Source organism: Vibrio quintilis, from assembly GCF_024529975.1.
GTDB lineage: Bacteria > Pseudomonadota > Gammaproteobacteria > Enterobacterales > Vibrionaceae > Vibrio > Vibrio quintilis.
On the sequence record NZ_AP024897.1, the window covers coordinates 2636167 to 2655609 of the forward strand.

Here is a 19443-nt window from a genome sequence, read left to right on the forward strand (position 1 = left end):
AGTCAGCTAAGCAAATGATAAGCCTCTGAAACGAATTTCGTGGCAGAGGCTTTTATTTTTTCACAGCTAATCGCCTAATCACTCATAGCTTACGGCCATGGGGGGACTCAAGGCCCATCGCCGGTCCCGACGGGACAATCTGAGTCGGATTAATTCCGGTATGACTGAAATAATAGTGACGTTTTATATGATAAAAGTCGACCGTTTCTTTAATACCCGGCATTTGATAGAGCTCCTTCAGATAACCATACAAATTCGGATAATCAGCGATTCGCTGCTTGTTACACTTGAAATGACCAACATAAACCGCATCAAAACGAATTAATGTCGTAAACAACCGCCAGTCTGCTTCTGTCAGTCTCTTCCCGGTCAGATAACGATGAGTCGCCAGATGCCTTTCTACCTTATCTAATGCATCAAACAGTGACTGGTAAGCTTCTTCATAAGCTTCCTGACTGGTAGCAAAACCACAGCGATAAACGCCATTATTGATGTTAGGGTAAATAAATTCATTCCAATTATCGATTTCATGCCGCAATTCCTGCGGATAATAATCGTCATGGTTTCCTGTCAATGCATTAAATGCGCTGTTAAACATCCGGATAATATCTGACGATTCGTTACTGACAATCGTGTTCAGTTTTTTATCCCATAAAACAGGAACAGTAACTCTGCCGGTATAGTCAGAACGGGCATGTGTGTACAACTGGTGCAAACGTGTATAACCAAACAGCGGTTCAGGAATTCCAAAACTCCACCCTTCAGATAACATATCAGGGCACACCACCGTAACATCAATACAGGACTCAAGCTGCTTCAAATGACGAAAAATCAGTGTCCGGTGCGCCCAGGGACAAGCCAGCGAAACATACAGGTGATACCTGTCTGCCTCAGGCGCAAAAACAGCGCCCTCTTCTTCTGATATCCAATCACGAAATACAGCATTTTCCCGGATAAATTTACCCGCATGACGTTTTGTATCATACCAGACATCGTGCCAAACACCTTCAACCAGCTTTCCCATGAAGCACCTTTAATCATCAATAAAACTTTATTTTCTATTGTAGGAAAAAGTTCAAAATATAACATTCATTAAACCTGTCGTTCATGTTCAAATATTTTGAATAATATTTATCACCAACAAAAATCCACAAGTAAAATATACAAAACAATTCATTTAAAATAAAATTATACCTATTTTAATTATTTCATTCTTTTAATTTAAATTAGCATATAAATCATATAAAAATAAAAAAACCAAAGGAAACACTCTATTAAAATATAAAAATAAATTTACAGAAAATTTGTTCAGTGAGAAACATTTTAAAATCAATCCGGATGAAAAAATCATGACAGAAAGCATGACAACTCAATGACGATAAGCACTTACCATTACTCGTTTTCTCTGAAAATTGTCGACCTTTATATTCATCTTTCAAAAAAACCGGGTATATATCAAATTAACTCAGTATAAATTTAAATATATATCACTCCGGCAGTGATAAGTTGAAACAAGTCAGGTAAAATATAAAGATCTATGTAAAAGGAGAATAACAGTGAATAAGATTTGGTTAACCGGAGACGCCGTCGTAGATCTAATTCCCGACGGGTCATCCCATTATTTGAGATGTCCGGGTGGCGCCCCTGCAAATGTTGCCGTTGGTATTTCACGTTTAGGCGGAAACTGCGCATTTTTTGGCAGAGTCGGGAAGGATCCAATGGGCAAATTCATGCAGCAAACTCTGGCGCATGAAAAAGTTGACACGCAACATCTGATATCTGATTCAGACCACAGAACTTCAACAGTTGTTGTAGATCTGGATGATCAGGGAGAAAGAAGTTTTACCTTTATGGTCAAACCAAGTGCTGATCAATTTTTATCCATGGATGATATTCCAGCATTCCAGAGCGGGGAATGGCTTCATGTTTGTTCGATCGCCTTAGCCAATGATCCGAGCCGGAGTGCAACAAAAGAAGCCATTCAGCGCATCAAACAAAATGGCGGATTTTTCAGTTTTGACCCGAATTTACGTGAAGAAGTCTGGGCAAAACCGGAAGAGATGATACCAACGGTCATGGATGTGGTTCGTCAGGCAGATGTTGTTAAATTTTCTGAAGAAGAATTAACTTTACTCACGGCAACAAATTCGATGGATGAAGCACTGCAGACTTTGCAGCAATACGCCATTCCACTGGTAGTAATTACACTGGGTGCTGAGGGCACACTGGTTGTGACTGAAAATAAAAGAGTGAAAGTGCCCAGCCGTTCAGTTCAGGTAGTTGATACAACCGGAGCAGGTGATGCCTTTGTCGGCGGTCTGCTTTGTCGTCTGGCAGAGTCGCAACAATGGCAAAATGAAGAAGCGATTCTGGATGCAGTTACCTGGGGCAACTGCTGTGGCGGACTGGCAACCACTCAAAAAGGTGCCATGACTGCATTACCAACGCGGGAAGCATTGCTTCAGCTGATAACCGGTTAAGTACTACAGGGTGAATTCCTGAATGAAGTCACCCTGTGAAACAAAACCTGCTGGCTTAGATAATCAGCGCAGATAAGGCATCTGAGGTGCCTTAAGCTTATATACCTGTAATTTAGCCGCTCCTTTTAAAGAAACCTGTGTGGCTGCCTCTGGAGTAAATATCCGGGCAGTCATGACAGCTTCTCCACCATTAATAAACACTTCCAGTGAAGAATTATCTGCCAGTATCTGAAGTTCAACCGTATCCGAATCCAGTGCAACTTCTCTGATTGTGTCGCCTTCTTCCAGTTGAGTATTGGAACGATCAAAGATCAGGCGACGATTTTCTGCATCGAGCAACAACTCTGCAAAATAAGCTGAATCTTCAAACAACCTCAGACAACTACCCCATGTCAGTTGGGTATGTAATTCGAATGTTTTTGTTTTCAGATCAACGCAGCTGTCTGCCAGCTCATACTCTCTGACTTCAGAACGCAATGTTTCCAACTCTTTTTGCGGCTTCTGAATCAGCTTGCCATTCTCTGAACTCAGTTCCCGCAATGCGGTTAACTGATGCACCCAGTTTCCTGACCGGCAGGATGGCTGAGTCCACTCATCAGGTAATCCCATCCAGCCACACATGACCCGACGGCCATCTTTGGTTTGCATACTTTGTGGCGCGTAAAAATCAAAACCATAGTCGAGCGTCTGTAATTGTGACAACATCACTTCATCATTATCACCAAAAGTCAGACGGGCAATTCTGTTCTGATGAGGAACGGTATTGTACTCACTGCCGGAATCAATTCCCTGAGGTGAAAACGCAAAATAATAGTCTCCGTCCAGAGCAAAAACATCCGGACATTCCCACATATAACCGTAGTCACCCAGTTCATCGCCGTATAAACGGTCAAATTCCCAGTGATGTAAATCTTCAGAGTGATACACCGCAAGCCGACCTTTCATCTCTGTGGTCTGTGCGCCTAAAAACAGCAACCAGCGACCTTCACGGTGAATAATCTTCGGATCCCGGATGTGTTCAGTCACTCCCGGTGGCAATTCACGGATGAGCGGGCCAAGTTTACGCAGATTCTTACCGTCTTCAGACACGGCTGCACATTGCATCGTCTGCCGGTGGCGCTCTTCACCCAGACGGGTATTTCCGGTATAAAAAACCATCAACTCGTTATCAAGACTCACTGCATGCCCGGAATAGGCACCATGACTGTCAAACCAATCCGATGGCGTCAGGGCCACATCATCCCATTCCCAGTTCAGCAAATCCTGGCTGGTTGTATGCACCCAATATTTGTCTGTATGGGAACATCCGATCGGCGACCATTGATAATAAAGATGATATTCACCCTGATGATAAATGAATCCATTCGGGTCATTCACCAGCCCCTGAGGGCCGGCAATATGCCATGCCGGGCGATATTGACATGAGGTTGGATGAGAGAACTGCTTAATCTTTTCCCGCTGACGGGCTTCAATTTTCCGTCCCAAATCAAATAATGATGCTTCAGAGACAGGATCACCGGATAAATCGACGATATGCCATTCACTGATCACTTGTTTCAGCACTGCATCAGACGGTAATGCACCAACAAGCTCAGGGTCTTCTACGGCAAGAGAAAGGTGGCCTTCAGGTAACAGGACACGGTATACATTGTTAATACCTCCTGCCAGTTTGACGAGATCTTCGATATGCATTCTGGTTAATCCTATTCTTTGGGAACGATTTCAAAAATATAAAATTCCATAATAAATGGCAAGCCTGTCCCCACAAAAGTGATACAGGCGTCAAGTGAATATTCAGCGGTTTATCGCGTATGAATCGCGCTGGATAAAGTAAGTCACTACAGTTTGTAGGTTTATACAATTTTGAAGAAATTTACGATTATGTGAGAGTCATCAAAGTTTAGGAAGTCTCGTCTTTTAACAGGTTTCCCGGTCAACATGCTGGAATGTGAGAACGACTTTACACATTTCCTGGCCCAGACCACTGATTCTGTCTAACAACATTCTGGCGGCATTTTCCCCGGCTTTATCGAACGCATAATTAAATGTTGACAGTGACGGATGACTAATCAGAGCCAGCTCATCATTACCAACCCCCAACACTTTGACATCTTCTCCGACCTGAATCCCCATCTCACGCATTGCTTTTATTGCACCCACAGCAATCCGGTCAGTCGCACAGAAAATGCCGTCAGTCTCAGGGTAATTCTGTAGCCAGGTTCTGGCCAGCTGGTAGCCGGAGTCAATTGAAAAACTGCCATGTGCATGAAACAGAGGGGTCAGTTCATGCGCAGCCAACGCCTGTTTCAGGCCACGGGAACGTAATTCATCAACAGCGAGGTCATCACTTTGCACACCAATAAAGCCAACGTGCTGACACCCTTTCTCCACCAAACGCTTTCCGGCTTCATAACCAACCCGTAAATCGTCATGGACAATACTTGGAATATCAAACATAGAACCATCCTGACCGACCAGAACAACCGGGACAGAGGAAGTCTGAATGATTTGAACTAAGGATGAATCAAGATGTGTGGCATAGAAGATAATCCCTTCCACACGTTTCTGATTAAAAATCCGGATAAATTCCAGCTCTTTGTCATGATCCTGATGAGAGTTGGCTAACAAAACCTGTTTGCCCGCTTCTTCAAACACCGCGGTCAAACCGTCGACCCCCTGTGCAGTCGCATGAGATGAAACCCGGGGAACGACGACACCAATCAGATTTGTCTTTTGCGATTTCAGATCTTTTGCAACCTGATTCAATACATAACCACATTCTTTAACGGCTTCCAGGACTTTAATCTTCGTGGACTCTTTTACACCATACTCATCATTAATCACACGTGAAACGGTTGACTTAGAAACCCCGGCCAGCCGGGCCACATCATGTAAACTCGCCATAGATCAAACATACCTTTTTACTTCAGAACCGACCGCAACAATAGCAGTTATCGCAATAATTACTGCCGGAAATAACGTGATTCTACCCTTGTTTTCGAATCAATTCTCCGATCGATTGGAGATCTGATTCACATAATGGGTTTCTTGGTTTTGACCATTGGTAAAATATTGACAAAAATCTCTTTTGCAAACGTTCCCAAAACATATTGTACTCATACGATATCCAATAACAGAAACCGGAGTTAACTTATGGACTATCCAGTCATTGCGAAACAGTTATTAGAACTCTTGGGTGGTAAAAATAATATAGAAGCATTAGCTCACTGTGCCACTCGTTTAAGACTAGCACTAAAAGACGAATCCATCATCGATGAAGATGCAATCGGCCAGTTAGATGGCGTGAAAGGCCAGTTTAAAGTGGCTGGCCAGTACCAGATTATTTTTGGTTCAGGCATTGTCAACAATGTTTATGCTGCGATGGCAGAACAAACCGGAATGGCTGAAATGTCGACCCGCGATGTCGCATCTGCCGGAGCCCAAAAACAGAATCTTGTTCAGCGAGCGGTAAAAGGCCTGTCTGACATTTTTGTCCCAATCATTCCAGCCATTGTTGCCGGTGGTTTGCTGATGGGTCTTTTCAACGTACTGACAGCCAAAGGCTTATTCATTGACGGGCAATCTTTGATTGATGCCTATCCCGGAATGGCTGACCTGGCCAGCATGATTAACACCTTTGCAAATGCACCGTTTGTCTTCTTGCCTGTACTGCTGGCATTTTCTGCAACCAAAAAATTTGGCGGCAACCCCTTCTTAGGTGCAGCATTAGGGATGTTAATGGTTCACCCTGACCTGCTTAACGGCTGGGGCTTTGGTGGCGCATCTGTTGCCGGAACAATTCCAACATGGAATATCTTTGGCTTCGAAATTCAAAAAGTCGGCTATCAGGGTTCTGTACTGCCCGTTCTGGTTTGTGCATTCATCCTGGCAAAAGTCGAAACAGGACTTCGCAGAGTTATTCCTTCCGTTCTGGATAACCTGCTGACACCAATGCTGGCTATTTTCATCACAGGCTTCCTGACTTTCACACTGGTTGGTCCTTTCACCCGTGACCTTGGCTTCATCCTTGGTGATGGTCTGAACTGGCTGTATGAATCTGCCGGATTCGTTGGCGGTGCCATCTTTGGTCTGATTTATGCTCCATTTGTCATTACAGGTATGCACCACAGTTTCATTGCAATTGAAACGCAGCTGCTGGCTGATATTGCAACCACAGGTGGTACATTCATCTTCCCAATCGCAGCGATGTCAAACGTGGCTCAGGGTGCAGCATCACTGGCAGTTGCCGTCAGAACACACGATGTCAAACTGAAAGGGATTGCGATGCCATCTGGTATTACCGCATTACTTGGTATTACAGAACCAGCGATGTTTGGTGTGAACCTGAAACTACGCTATCCATTCATTGCAGCGATTACCGGTGCAGCCGCTTCAAGTGCATTTATCACATTATTCCACGTAAAAGCATTGGCGTTAGGTGCAGCAGGTTTACCCGGTGTTATCTCTATCGACCCGACAAAACTGGTTTACTACATCATCGGTATGGCAATTTCTTTCACCGTCGCATTCGGGTTAACTATTGCTCTTGATGTGAGAGAAAAATCAAAGCAAACAGCAAACGCTCCAGCTTAACCCCCGCTTTCACATCTTTTTCTTTGCCCACGCTATCAGGCGTGGGCTTTTTTGTTGCTGCATGTTCTGAACTCAATTAACACTTCTCTTCCGGTCTGAAGTTTCCTGGTACAATACGGCCACTGATAATGTTCAATCACCTGCCGGGTCAGCTTTAAACCCAATCCAAATCCCAGATTGGTCTCATTACCATCGGTATAACTGAAATTGCTGATTTTCACCTTATAGCCACTTTGAACAATTTCTACTTTCCCGTGGTAGGTATGCTGAAAAGCATTGCGGATTAAATTTCCTAATACGATCCTGACTAATGTCGCAGGCAACATTAATACTTCAGAATCCGTTTCAACATGAATTTCAACTTTTTTATCCCGAACCAAATCATTCAGATCATGAATCAATTGTCTGAGCATCGGACCCAGCGCGATATCTTCTTTGACCAGATTTCCCAGCTCCCCCCTGTTCAGCCAGAGTAAGGTTTCACACAGTTCTGTCATGGTATAGCTGGCCCGTAAAATACGGCATACCACTTCCTGCTGTTTTTCCTGAGTGTTGTCACCACGCTCAATCAGCTTTTTCATCAGCTCACTGTTACTGCGCACAACTGAAATCGGTGTCCTTAACTCGTGACTGGCATGAGAAAGAAATGCTTTCTCACGCTCCAGAGAAGACTGGACAGACTGTAAACTGGTACGAATGATATTCGCCAGATTATTCAGCTCATTATATTGAAAATCAGGCACTGGCTGATTCAACTCACCTGAATGAAGACTTTTTGCCCAGCCAATCAGCTTTTCAACCGGAACCGCAATATGCCGGAAGAGTAATAATGTCATCACGACAAAAGTCATAATGGCAAACACGGCATAGATAATCAGTTTCACATAGGGCAGAGGTAAAGGCATATTCTGACTGTAATCAAGCGGAACAATATCGGTTGCAACCCGGCAAATATAAATCACATCATCCGGGCCACGGTCATAACGCAGGGCAAACACCGCAAATTCGGGAATATCAAAAAAACTGACTTTTTCAAAATGTCTGCCATAGGCCAGATGAGATTCCAGTTCAGGTACATACGTCCGGACAATTTCTGGTGCATCTTTCCAGTGCCGGACAATCGTAAACCCCAGCACCTCCTTTGGCTTATCCCCTGTAAATATCACATTCTTTCCGACTTCAAGCATGCTGTACTTCATCGCGATATCAGCACCTTTCGTCAAATAAACGGCACTCAATGTTGATAAACCAAGGACGATGAGCATCCCGACCGAGGTCACCCCCAGCAAAAAGTAGATTTTCAGGCTTCGGCGAATCTGCATAGGTCATCAACTCTCTGGCTGGCGAATGACAAAACCGGCACCGGACACGGTATGAATTAAAGGAGGCAAACCTGTTTTATCAACTTGTTTACGCAGATTAAACATATGGACTTTCAAGCTGTTACTGTCCGGCTGATCACTACCCCAGACCGCCTGAATGATCTTTTCCCTGGAAACTGTCCCCGGTGATTCCCGCATTAAAACTTCCAGTATTTTTTTGGCAATCGGTGAAAGTTTCAATACCTCGCCATTGCGGCGGACTTCACTTCCTGACAGGTTATACTCCAGATCATGCACCTGTAATTTGGTAATCTGGCCACTTTTTCGTTTGGATAAAACCCTGATTCTGGCCAGCAGTTCCTCCATATCAAAGGGCTTTACCAGATAATCATCTGCACCTTTTGAAAAACCGTTGAGTTTATCATCAAGTGTATCCCGGGCGGTCAGCATAAGTACCGGCGTCTCAATCCCCTGAGAACGGATACGCTCACACACCACCAACCCCTCAATTTTTGGTAAATTCAAATCAAGAATCACAACATCATATGGATTTTTTGTAATCAGATTGTAGCCTATCTGGCCATCTGCAGCGTAGTCAGATTCAATCTCTTCCAACTCCATATAATCGATAATTGCAGTTGCCAAATCTAAGTCATCTTCGACAAGTAATACTTTTAACATGCGAAACCCTAATAAACCCAAACGATCAGCCCAAAGGGGGCCAATCATCTATCCGACAATCATATACCACTGAAAATATACATCGTTTTCTGCTGAAATATACCCAAAGTTGTTCAGGTATACCCAAACAACCTGAAGATGCAGGTTTCAGTGAGATTTGTCAGGCTCTGAGACAAGGCACTGATTTGAAGACATAGTCATTCTACGTTGAAAATCAGTAACACCGTATCAGAGCCTGACAAACTCACCCGCAGGGCGTGAGCTGAAAGGCACATTTCTGCGTCAAGAGAATTTGAAAGGTGGGTACATTCCTGCATTCTCTTTCCTTGAACTGCCCCTTTCGGCTGCACGCTGAATCATGCATCTTCAGGTTGCTTGGGTATATAACCGGAAAGGAGCATAATCGTATGCTGGTTAAGAGCTGGTTAAATAAGTGAACCTGATTTCATATCAAGCTCAATCAACCAAATCTGTTCAAACCGAAAGGTATCAGTTCTCAATGATAAAAACGGGGATAAGGGGCGGTTGACTCTAAGGATGAGAAGTACGTAAAGTCCTCACAAATGGAACATTTTGACTATCATAGGAAACCTCTGCTTCAACGCCATAGACATCGCCAATCAGCTCCGCTGAGATGACATCGCCGGGCACTCCCTGAGACACGATTTTCCCCTGATTCAGAACCATCAGATGATCGGCATATTGCGCGGCCAGATTCAAATCATGTAAAACCATCAGTGTGACATAATTGTGTTCTATGGTTTGCGTTGCCAGATGCTCCAGCAATACATGTTGATAATGGAGATCCAGCGCACTGACAGGTTCATCCAGCATCAGGATATCAGGACAACGCATCAAAGCCTGAGCAAATAAAATCATCTGACACTGACCGCCACTCAGTGTTCTTACATCCCGGTTCGCCAGATGTGTCAGACCTAACTGATGCAAAATTTTCATGGATTCCTGTAACATCAGGTCATCCACACGCAGGCTCAGCGCATCAAGCCGCCCGAGCAATACCACTTCAATCACGGTTAGTCCGATATCCATCCGGATATCCTGAGGCATATAGCCAAATAACTGCCGCCACACCGACACAGAAACAGCCTGATGCAATGTATCATTATACTGCAGTTCACCGGACTGAAGCGTCATATCACCAAATAATGCTTTCAGTAAGGTACTTTTCCCGGTGCCGTTCGGCCCGATAATCACATTGACCTGTCCCGGCTGCAGAGAAAAGCTCATTTGATCAGCCAGTGTCAGCTGATCAATCTGAATATTTAAATTTTTAACACTCAGCATAGTGCACGTCTTCCACGGATAATCAGCCAGAAGAAAAAAGGAACCCCGATAATGGCCGTCACAATACCAATCGGGAACAACGCACCGGGGACAATCACTTTAGATAATACAGAAGCGGTTGATAACAAAAAGGCACCAGTTAAGAATGACAATGGTAAAAAGAAGCGCTGATCTTCGCCCACCAGAATCCGTGCAATGTTTGGTGCCACAATGCCAACAAATCCGATAATCCCAACAAAGCTGGTCACGGTTGCGGTCATCAGCGCAACAATAAATAAGGTTTTCAGACGAAGGCGGGTAATATCAATCCCTAAGCTTTTCGCCCGTTCTTCTCCCAGCCGCAGGGCTGTCAGCTTCCATGCATCTTTCATCAAAGCCATGAAACACACCAGAGTCACGCCGCCGGTCAGAAGCAAATTGTCCCATGTGGCTTTGGATAAGCTGCCAAACAGCCAGAATAAAATCTGCTGACTCAACTCAGGAGAAGCCACAAACTGAACCAGAGACAGTAAAGACTGAAACAGAAAAAGCAGTGCAATCCCTGCCAGCACCAGTTGCCCTGATGTAATATGCCGCATCATCGCCATCGCAAACAAAAAGCAGGCGGATAACATACAGCAAATAAACGCACCAACCGGAACAGCAAAGTGGACTGAAATATCAGCCGCACCAATATATAGCATCAACGCCGCGCCAAACCCGGCCGCCGCCGCCATGCCTAATGTATAAGGGCTGGCCATGGGGTTATTGAGCAATGTCTGCATCTCAGCCCCGCCAATACCGAGAGAACCGCCGACAATAATCGCCATCAGTGCAATCGGTAAACGCAGGTTCGTAACAATGACCTGCGTCATTCCATCCACGGAAACCGGCAAACCAACCCAGTTCAATAGCGCATGTCCCACCCGGCTGACATCCAGCATAGAAGGACCCGTCATCACATCAAGAATGAATGAAGCCAGAATCAGTAACGAGAAAAAGCAGAGTACGACCCAACGTCGCTTCTCTGCCTTTCTTTGCGCCTGTACAGCTCCGGAAATTAAATCTGAAGACATCCGTAATTAAAACCTTCACTAAATAAAGATGGCAGATACAGTTCTGCCATTCATTGCTTTGAACTTATTCTGTCATCCTGACAGCAAACGTTCCTTCCGGAACAACCGGCAGATACTGACGATAAAAATTAAAGTATGCCTGTTCAGGATCTAAATCACTGAACACCGCAGGGTAAAGTGCTTTCGCCAGATACTGAGTCATACTGGCATCAAGGATAGAACGCGATGCGCCCTGATAAATGCCATAGACACGCTTTTGTTTCACTGCCGGTAATGCTGACCATCCGGGCCGTTTGATAAATCCTTTCAGACGGTTCACTGCTGTCTGACGGTCAATGCCCTGCCCCATCAGCATCGCACCTCCGGCTTTACCTGATTCAGTACCGGCAATGACAATGACCTCAGGCGCGGAGGCAAGCACCTGCTCAGGATTCATTGGTCCCCACCACTCAACATAAGGTGCAGCAATATTATCGCCTCCGGCCATGGTCAGCATCGCGCCCCACATATTTTTGCCATAGGTGAAGCTATATTCCTTCGGGCCTTTGTTACCAAATTCGACATAGGCTTTGGGCTTTGACAGGTGCTTTTCCGCCAGCCGCTGACGAATCAGGTGAATAGCCTGACTGTATTCTCCGGCAATTTTTTCTGCCCGTTTCTGCTGCCCGGTAATCTTGCCAATAATCGCAGTGCTGTCCAGATGTTTTTGTAATGTCTGAGCGTTATAATCCACTACAACCACCGGCACACCGGCATCTTCAATTCTCTGAACATCGGTACCCAGTCCTTTATATTGCCAGTCTGCCAGCAGCAGGACATCAGGTCGCAAACTCAGCACTTTTTCAATAGAAAAAGTTTGCGCTTCGACTTCTCCCACATCAGGAATGTTGGCCAGTGCCGGATTATGGGCGGTATATAACTTCCAGCTTGCTGGTCGCCAGACTTTCCAGGTATCCCGGGAAATGCCAACCACATGTTCAAATGCTTTCTCTCCACCGATCGCCATATAATCTTCAGCATAGAAACCAAGAACAACCCGCTTTGCAGGCACATCAACGGCCACTTTTCTGCCCGCAATATCTTCTATCGTCGTCACTTTTGCCTGGGTTACAAAAGGAATGGCACTCATCAGTACCGTCATCAGTAATTGTTTTATCTTCATTATTATTCCAATTCTATCTGCACCAAAGTGATTGAAAATTTGTCAGTCACAAAGTTCAGGTGTGATACACCTTCAAAGTGTGGGTGATATTATGTTGTGTTTTTCATCATTAAACCGACAAGGCTGGTTATTATATATAAACGCAAATAATAGTCACTCTCATTTTTAATAAGAATCAGCTATAAACCATATTAAAAATGAAACGGTTGTATCAGAAAAATGGAATGAATATCATATCGGAATAGTGAAAGAGGTTTTTGAACAAGACAACCGGAATCCATCAGGATTCATCGGTTTTCAATAACCTGGCATATTGGGACAGATGGAATAATAACGCATGAAACATCAGACTCAGGATATTCCCGTAGTTCTCACCATCGCCGGAAGCGACAGTAGTGGCGGGGCCGGTATTCAGGCTGACATCAAGACGATTTCAGCCACCGGGTCCTATGCATGCTCAGTCATCACCGCAGTGACGGCACAAAATACCCAGGGTGTCGACGCAGTCCATCCTCTGCCAGCTGACATTGTGGGCCAGCAACTGGATTCGGTACTCAATGATTTAAATGTGGTTGCCGTCAAAATCGGGATGTTATCTCAACCTGACATTATTGAGGTCATTGCGGAGAAACTTTCCATATTCCAGCCCCGCTGGCTGGTGATAGATCCGGTAATGATTTCAACCAGCGGCACACACTTACTTGAACCGTCAGCCACCGGGATATTGAAAAATATCCTGCTGCCGATGGCTGATCTCATCACACCTAATCTGCCGGAAGCCCTCATGCTGACCAGTCACGCTGAGTCAGACTGCCTCCCGGCAATGCCGCTTTTAACTGAACAGCTGAGAAAGATACATCCGAAAGGAATTCTGCTGAAAGGCGGTCATTCTGAAGACAAAAACTTTTGTGAAGATTTGCTCATCACCCCGGACGAACAATTCAGTTTTAAGAGTGAAAGAATCACAACCAGCAATACGCATGGTACGGGGTGTACTCTCTCATCGGCAATTGCGTCATTTCTGGCTCAGGGCAATACGTTATATGATGCCGTGGCGCTGGCTAAAACATTCATATCTGCCGCCATATCAAATGCAGACAGACTCTGTGTCGGACAGGGAAAAGGACCGGTGCATCACTTTCACGCCTTTTATCAGAGTCTGTCCGGCCCCGGAACCAAACGATGAAGAGGGAGAGTCAGCCAATATAAACCGCAATGGGCATATTGGTTTGTTTCTCGATTGATTTCAGCCGTGACAACAGGTTAGAGCTGATAGCGTTGCCAGCCGTCAACATCAGATTTCCGTTTGGCAGATACAAGTCTTTCTTGATAATCATTCCCGGACGCACTTCGCTCAGGCCAATGCATAGCTCTAAACCATCCTCCAGCTGACCGGGTTTCTGAATCATCGCCAGATAAATCTCAATGACCTGCGGATCATACATATGCCCGGCCTGCTCTTTCAGATAACCCTGAGCACTTTTCGTTGTCATCCGGCGCGGGTTATAAGGAGAAGCAACATAAAAATCATAATCCTTAATCACTTTAATAATCCGGGAACCAACCGGGATTTCTTCTTCCCGCAAATGATCCGGCCGGCCGCTGCCATCATAATGTTCATCCTGGTGATAAATGATATCGACAAGCGGCTCAAATCGTTTGATATTAGACACAACCGTCGCCCCAACGACAGGATTTGCACTCGGAGAAATCGGGATTTGGCTTTCAGGGTCAACTTTTGTCATCTCAATTTCTGCATCTTTTGCCCCAATCAACCCTATCTGATGCATCAGCCCGCATAAATAAACATGCCCGACTTCAGACTCCGGTAAATGCAAACGCTGTGCAACAGCCTTGGCCTGATTGGCAATCCGTTCTGCATGATCGGCCGGAAAACCCGTCCGGTGCTGAATAATCGCCGTGACCATACTGAGAATATCCCGGAATGTTTTATTACGGCTTTTCAATAAGGCTTCGAGCCGCAAATTAGAGCCTTTTAAAGCTTCAGTTCTCTCCTCAACTTTCTGTTCCAGTTTCAGATTAAAATCTTTCAGCTTCGCGTTCGATTCTTCCAGCGCTTCATTCATTTGCTCCAGCTGCACATTCCGCTCTTCCAGCTCTTTTGCAAGGCGCTCTTTTTCTTTAGTCAGATAAAAAAACTCGGCCGCTTTTGCAACGGTCAGCTTCAGGTTTTCATTATCCCAGGGTTTACTGATGTACGTGTGAATGCCACCAGAATTGATAGCTTTAATCGTCGACTGAATATCACTGTATCCCGTCAATAATATCCGAATCGTTTCAGGCTGAAGCGCTTTTGCTTTTTCAAGAAATTCGGCACCGTCCATTTCCGGCATTCGCATATCGGAAATAATAATCGACACCTCATGCTCAGCCATGTACTCAAGGGCTTCTTTCCCTTCATTAAATGCGGCAACATGATAGCTCATCCGTAATACCCGATTGAGCGCTTTCAGGATATCACTTTCATCGTCTAATAATAATATGGTCAGCTTATCGGTTGTCTGCGACATATTTCCAGCTTTATTTTCCATGGCGGCTATCCTGTATATTCGCTACTTCGATAAAAATTTTACTAACGCTTCAGGTGATAATGCTTCACCAACCAAATGTCCCTGAATGACAGAACATCCCAGTTTATCAAGTAAATCGACCTGTTCCTGGGTTTCCACCCATTCAGCAACAACAGTCATATGAAGCGTCCGGGCACTATCAATCATAGACTGTAAAACCACATTGGTCGCTTCATGCTCACCGATAGACTGGACAAATCTGCCGTCAATCTTCAGAACATCAAATGGCATTTCATATAGATATTCATAGCCGGAATAACCCGTACCAAAATCATCCAGTGCACAAGAAATCCCCAACGACTTTAATCTTTTCAGTTCACTCTTCGCTTTGGAAAAGTTATCGATGCAATCCTGCTCTGTAATTTCTACTGACAATTTTGAAATAATTTGTCTGTCCAGACTGGTACACTTTTCAAGCAGGTCGAAAAACTCACCATAAATCAGCATACGTCCCGGAACATTGATACTGATATGCAGGTCTTCCAGCAATGCATTATTCTCTTTAATAAAGGTCACAACACACTGCAATATTTTTTCAGTAAGTAATTCAATTATATTATATTTATCGAGAAGTGAGAAAAAATTAACCGGAGCAGACACTTGTCCGTTTTTATTTTGCCAGCGGGCTAAGGCCTCCATCCCTTCCAGACAATGCTGTCTGATATTCCACTGGGGCTGATAAAATGCCAGAAACTCTTCGTTCTGCAGCCCTTTCTGTATCGCAAATAACTGATAGATATCTGAGCTGACCGGATTTTCACAAATGATATGCAGCGACTCATTTCCTTCAAAAGGAAATGAGTGAGAATAAATATGTTCCGATAAATAATCCGTTGTAATTTCCCCCTGAGCGGGAAGCTCCATCAGGTGCACAGATGCACGATATTCAACCTGGCTGTCAAAAGTATGTCTTGACTGAATATGTTGATTTAACTGCTGAACCCGGTCATATAAATTCTTATCAACGGGTAACAAAAACAGATAGTTATTGCCCTGACGATACAAATCCTGTGTATCATCATCCTGATATAAATGCCGGGCAATATCACACAGAAGGCGGTTTCCGGTCTGAAAACCGTAGTGTTCATTCACCCGTTTAACACCGGAAATATGAACTATCACCACAATCGGCAATTGCTGCATCTGCTGACGTAACTGCTCCACATAGAGATTGAGCCTCTGTAAGTTCTTCAGACCCGTCATACAATCCAGACCATGTCTGGTTTCGGCCTCTTTGAAACTATCCTCAATCGCCTCCAGCAGTTGCTGAATATCCCATGGCTTTTTAATAAAACGATAGAGTTGCCCTTCATTCAGCGCTTTTGATATACCGGATAAATCCGCCTGGCCGGACAAAATAATTGTCATGACGTAAGGATATTGTTTCCGGATATCTATCACCAGTTCAGCGCCATCCCGTCCCGGCATTTTATAATCAGAAATCACCAGCTCAACCGGATTTTCTGCCAGAATCTGCAGTGCTTCTGCGGCTGAAGATGCACAGTGAATGACACCAACACGACCTTGAAGCTCACGTTTCAGAGCCTTTAAAACTTTTTGCTCATCGTCAACAAGCAGAATCTCTTTAAAACGCATCATTTTCACCTGTCACACAAGCCAGTCCCGGTAGTCGAATCAGCACTTTGGTACCTTGTTCAACAACGGACTCGATTGAGATTTGACCGTGATGCTCTTCAATGACTTCTTTCGCAACCGACAAGCCCAGACCTGCACCATCCCCAACCCTCTTGGTCGTAAAAAATGGTTCAAAAATACGCGTTAAATAATCTTCCGGAATCCCCTTTCCATTATCTTCAATGACAAGAAAAATGATCTTTTTGCCCGGATTTTGAACGGCTTTCTCAGAACGCAGGTGTAAAAAAATCCGTCCTTCATCATGAGTAATTGACTGGAGTGCATTCACAACAAGGTGAATAATTACCTGCTGGAGGCGCGCCGGATAACCAATGACGTAAAAAGGTTCATCCGGTGTCTGGTATTCAATATCGGCTTTCAGGCTGATTTCGCCCTGCACCATACTCAATGCGGTACTGATGACATCTCTTAAATCAATCTGTCGCTGCGTTCCAACAGACTCATGCTCATAGACATTCAGGCTGGAGACAATACTTTGAATCCGCGTTAGCCCTTCATATGTTTCGGACAGAATCGCTTCGCTGTCTTCCAGTAAAAATGTCACGGAATCATCCAAAACCAGCCCCGATTGCCCGATAAATGTTCTCAACTGGCTGAAATATGAATTCAGGGTATTGTAATTGCTCATAATAAAAGCCAGCGGATTGTTGATTTCATGGGCTACACCGGCAGCAAGCTGCCCCAAAGACGCAAATTTTTCTCTTTGCTGAATATGCTCAGCCTGCTCAAAGTGAGTCTCAACAAAGGTCATATATTCCGAGACTGTGTGGATAATCTCACATGTATAACAAAACTTTTGAAACCAGGGCTCCCGCTCAACATCTTCAGCAGCACTAATCACCATCAGAGTGTAATAACGGGTATTCATATTGGTCGAAAAAAGCAGACATTGTGAGACTCCGGGAAATAAATCAGCATAACTGACTTTCCAGACCTCTGAAGACATCAGGTCGTTAATCGTGCAGCAGCGCTCAGCACTCAATACCGGGAAAAATCTTTCAGAGGCAACATCAGTGACTTGCGGTCTCGAACAAATTAAAGATAAACGGGATTCACTGTGTGCCGAAAACAGACAGAGCTGAATATCCGGAAAGGTATGGTGCATCATGTCCATAAATCGTTCGATGCAATTCAACCGGGAACCGGAAGCAAGCAGAATCTTCATCAGAGAGACTGCAAACTGCTGATCCGGGTGATGGTCACATTGATTTCCGGACAGAACATGCACCTGATGTGTCTTTAACTGTGAATCTGGCATGATTCAACCTCTGTATTCTTAACTCCCGGTTTGCTCTACAACTTCATCAACTGAGACATTTTTGTCAATCGGGAGACGAATAATAAACTCAGAGCCCTGTCCTTCAGTACTCTCAACCTTTATTTCTCCCTGATGGTTATTAATGATGCCATAGGAAACAGACAATCCAAGTCCGGTACCTGAACCAACGTCTTTCGTTGTAAAAAAAGGTTCAAATATCCGATCTTTTATTGCTTCCGGAATGCCTGAACCCGTATCACGAACCCTGATTTCAACCTGATTGTCTTCGACTTCATATAACGAAATATAAATGGTACCTACACCTTCAATCGCCTGACTGGCGTTGACCAGGAGATTCAGTAAAACCTGATTAATTTGCATGGGCTGACAAAAAACATCCGGAATATCTCCGGAAAAATCTTTCTCAACATTTATATTGTATTTAATCTCATTGTTGATGATCTTCAGTGTCGAGTCGATACAGTTTGCCAGGCAGGCGTAAGACCATTCTGAACCGTCTACATGGGAAAACTCTTTCAGGTTTTTGATAATCGACATCACGCGTGAAGAACCTTCCAAAGACTCTACAATCAGTTCCGAAGTATCTTCCAGAATATAATCAATATGATAATGAGATAACAGCTCGTTACATTGAGCAATTAATGCTTCATCTTCTGATTTCATAATCATCTGTTTCATCGATTCAATCACTGAAGCCAGACGGTTAAAATAATCATTCAGAGTCTGAATATTCGACGTGATAAAACCAATAGGATTATTGATTTCATGCGCGATACCTGCGGAAAGCTGCCCGATTGATGCCATTTTTTCTGACTGAATCAGCTGTCCCTGCGCTTCTTCAAGTTTTTTGATTAATATACTTTGCTCACTATGTTCCTGTTCAAGCTGACGGGAAACGTCCTTCAGCTGATTTTGCTGACTCGCCTGAATCGTCACGTCATAAACACACAGACAAACATGTTCAAGCGCACCATCTTCACTGTGGATGGGGATAACTTCAATATCCTGAAACATTTTATCTTCTTCGCCGGAAACCGGCCGGGAGCTTTTGAAAGGCAAAACGTGTGGTTTTTGCTCCCAGGATGAAAAGCTGGAAGACTCAATCACAAGTGCAGTATCAATTTTACGTTTAATGTAACTGGCAGAATCAGGAAACAACGCCAGGATATTTTTTCCCTGCATTGTTTCCCCTTCAAAAAGTATACGCGACTGAAAATAATCATTCGCTTTTACAATGATATAATCATTGCGTACGATGCATAATGCAAAGCTAAGCTGATCCAGTAAATCTGACAGTAATAAACGACCTTTGCCCATTG

At 44.3% G+C, this 19443-nt stretch carries 15 protein-coding genes; 3 read left to right on the plus strand and 12 right to left on the minus strand.

Annotation, left to right across the window (positions count from 1 at the left end):
* Window positions 1-82: 82 nt before the first annotated feature.
* Window positions 83-1024, minus strand: coding sequence for a glutathione S-transferase family protein (locus OC443_RS12110; protein WP_073579858.1), 942 nt, complete (start codon window positions 1022-1024; stop codon window positions 83-85).
* A gap of 532 nt (window positions 1025-1556) precedes the next feature.
* On the opposite strand from OC443_RS12110, the gene OC443_RS12115 reads away from it, so the two are divergent.
* Window positions 1557-2480: an aminoimidazole riboside kinase gene (locus OC443_RS12115; RefSeq protein ID WP_073579859.1), complete on the plus strand. Its 924-nt coding sequence runs from the start codon at window positions 1557-1559 to the stop codon at window positions 2478-2480.
* 63 nt (window positions 2481-2543) lie between these two features.
* Here OC443_RS12115 and OC443_RS12120 read toward each other — a convergent pair whose 3' ends face one another.
* Window positions 2544-4172, minus strand: coding sequence for a glycoside hydrolase family 32 protein (locus OC443_RS12120; protein ID WP_073579860.1), 1629 nt, complete (start codon window positions 4170-4172; stop codon window positions 2544-2546).
* Between the two features lie 225 nt (window positions 4173-4397).
* Window positions 4398-5384 (minus strand): LacI family DNA-binding transcriptional regulator, encoded by a 987-nt coding sequence (locus OC443_RS12125; RefSeq protein ID WP_073579861.1) that lies wholly within the window; start codon window positions 5382-5384, stop codon window positions 4398-4400.
* Between the two features lie 249 nt (window positions 5385-5633).
* Here OC443_RS12125 and OC443_RS12130 point away from each other — a divergent pair, with 249 nt between their 5' ends.
* Window positions 5634-7073: a sucrose-specific PTS transporter subunit IIBC gene (locus OC443_RS12130; protein WP_073579862.1), complete on the plus strand. Its 1440-nt coding sequence runs from the start codon at window positions 5634-5636 to the stop codon at window positions 7071-7073.
* A 35-nt stretch (window positions 7074-7108) separates the two neighbouring features.
* On the opposite strand, the gene OC443_RS12135 is transcribed toward OC443_RS12130, so the two are convergent.
* The 5 genes from OC443_RS12135 to OC443_RS12155 form a co-directional block, all read right to left on the minus strand.
* Window positions 7109-8395 (minus strand): sensor histidine kinase, encoded by a 1287-nt coding sequence (locus OC443_RS12135; protein WP_073579863.1) that lies wholly within the window; start codon window positions 8393-8395, stop codon window positions 7109-7111.
* 6 nt (window positions 8396-8401) lie between these two features.
* Window positions 8402-9076: a response regulator transcription factor gene (locus OC443_RS12140; RefSeq protein WP_073579864.1), complete on the minus strand. Its 675-nt coding sequence runs from the start codon at window positions 9074-9076 to the stop codon at window positions 8402-8404.
* Between the two features lie 531 nt (window positions 9077-9607).
* The gene (locus OC443_RS12145; protein WP_073579865.1) at window positions 9608-10381 is read right to left on the minus strand and encodes an ABC transporter ATP-binding protein; all 774 of its coding nucleotides are present in this window, start codon (window positions 10379-10381) and stop codon (window positions 9608-9610) included.
* On the minus strand, window positions 10375-11436 hold the full coding sequence (locus OC443_RS12150) for a FecCD family ABC transporter permease (protein ID WP_073579866.1): 1062 nt from the start codon (window positions 11434-11436) through the stop codon (window positions 10375-10377). Before OC443_RS12150 ends, OC443_RS12145 begins: the two co-directional genes overlap by 7 nt.
* Before the next feature lie 64 nt (window positions 11437-11500).
* Entirely contained in the window at window positions 11501-12598 is a 1098-nt protein-coding gene (locus OC443_RS12155) for an ABC transporter substrate-binding protein (protein WP_073579867.1), read from the minus strand.
* Window positions 12599-12935: 337 nt separating this feature from the next.
* Between OC443_RS12155 and thiD the strand changes: the two genes are divergently transcribed.
* Window positions 12936-13784, plus strand: coding sequence for a bifunctional hydroxymethylpyrimidine kinase/phosphomethylpyrimidine kinase (gene thiD / locus OC443_RS12160; protein ID WP_073579868.1), 849 nt, complete (start codon window positions 12936-12938; stop codon window positions 13782-13784).
* 10 nt (window positions 13785-13794) lie between these two features.
* Here thiD and OC443_RS12165 read toward each other — a convergent pair whose 3' ends face one another.
* Genes OC443_RS12165 through OC443_RS12180 form a run of 4 tightly spaced genes read right to left on the minus strand, consistent with a single transcriptional unit; the run spans window position 13795 to window position 19441 of the window.
* The gene (locus tag OC443_RS12165) at window positions 13795-15150 is read right to left on the minus strand and encodes an HD domain-containing phosphohydrolase (RefSeq protein ID WP_262021676.1); all 1356 of its coding nucleotides are present in this window, start codon (window positions 15148-15150) and stop codon (window positions 13795-13797) included.
* A 21-nt stretch (window positions 15151-15171) separates the two neighbouring features.
* A complete protein-coding gene (locus OC443_RS12170) occupies window positions 15172-16788 on the minus strand; it encodes an EAL domain-containing protein (protein ID WP_073584361.1) in 1617 nt (538 codons plus the stop codon).
* Window positions 16775-18103 carry a sensor histidine kinase gene (locus OC443_RS12175; RefSeq protein WP_073584359.1) on the minus strand — a complete coding sequence of 443 codons (1329 nt, stop codon included), beginning with the start codon at window positions 18101-18103 and terminating at the stop codon, window positions 16775-16777. Before OC443_RS12175 ends, OC443_RS12170 begins: the two co-directional genes overlap by 14 nt.
* An 18-nt stretch (window positions 18104-18121) precedes the next feature.
* Complete coding sequence (locus OC443_RS12180) at window positions 18122-19441, minus strand: sensor histidine kinase (RefSeq protein ID WP_073584357.1); 1320 nt, start codon at window positions 19439-19441, stop codon at window positions 18122-18124.
* Window positions 19442-19443: the final 2 nt, after the last annotated feature.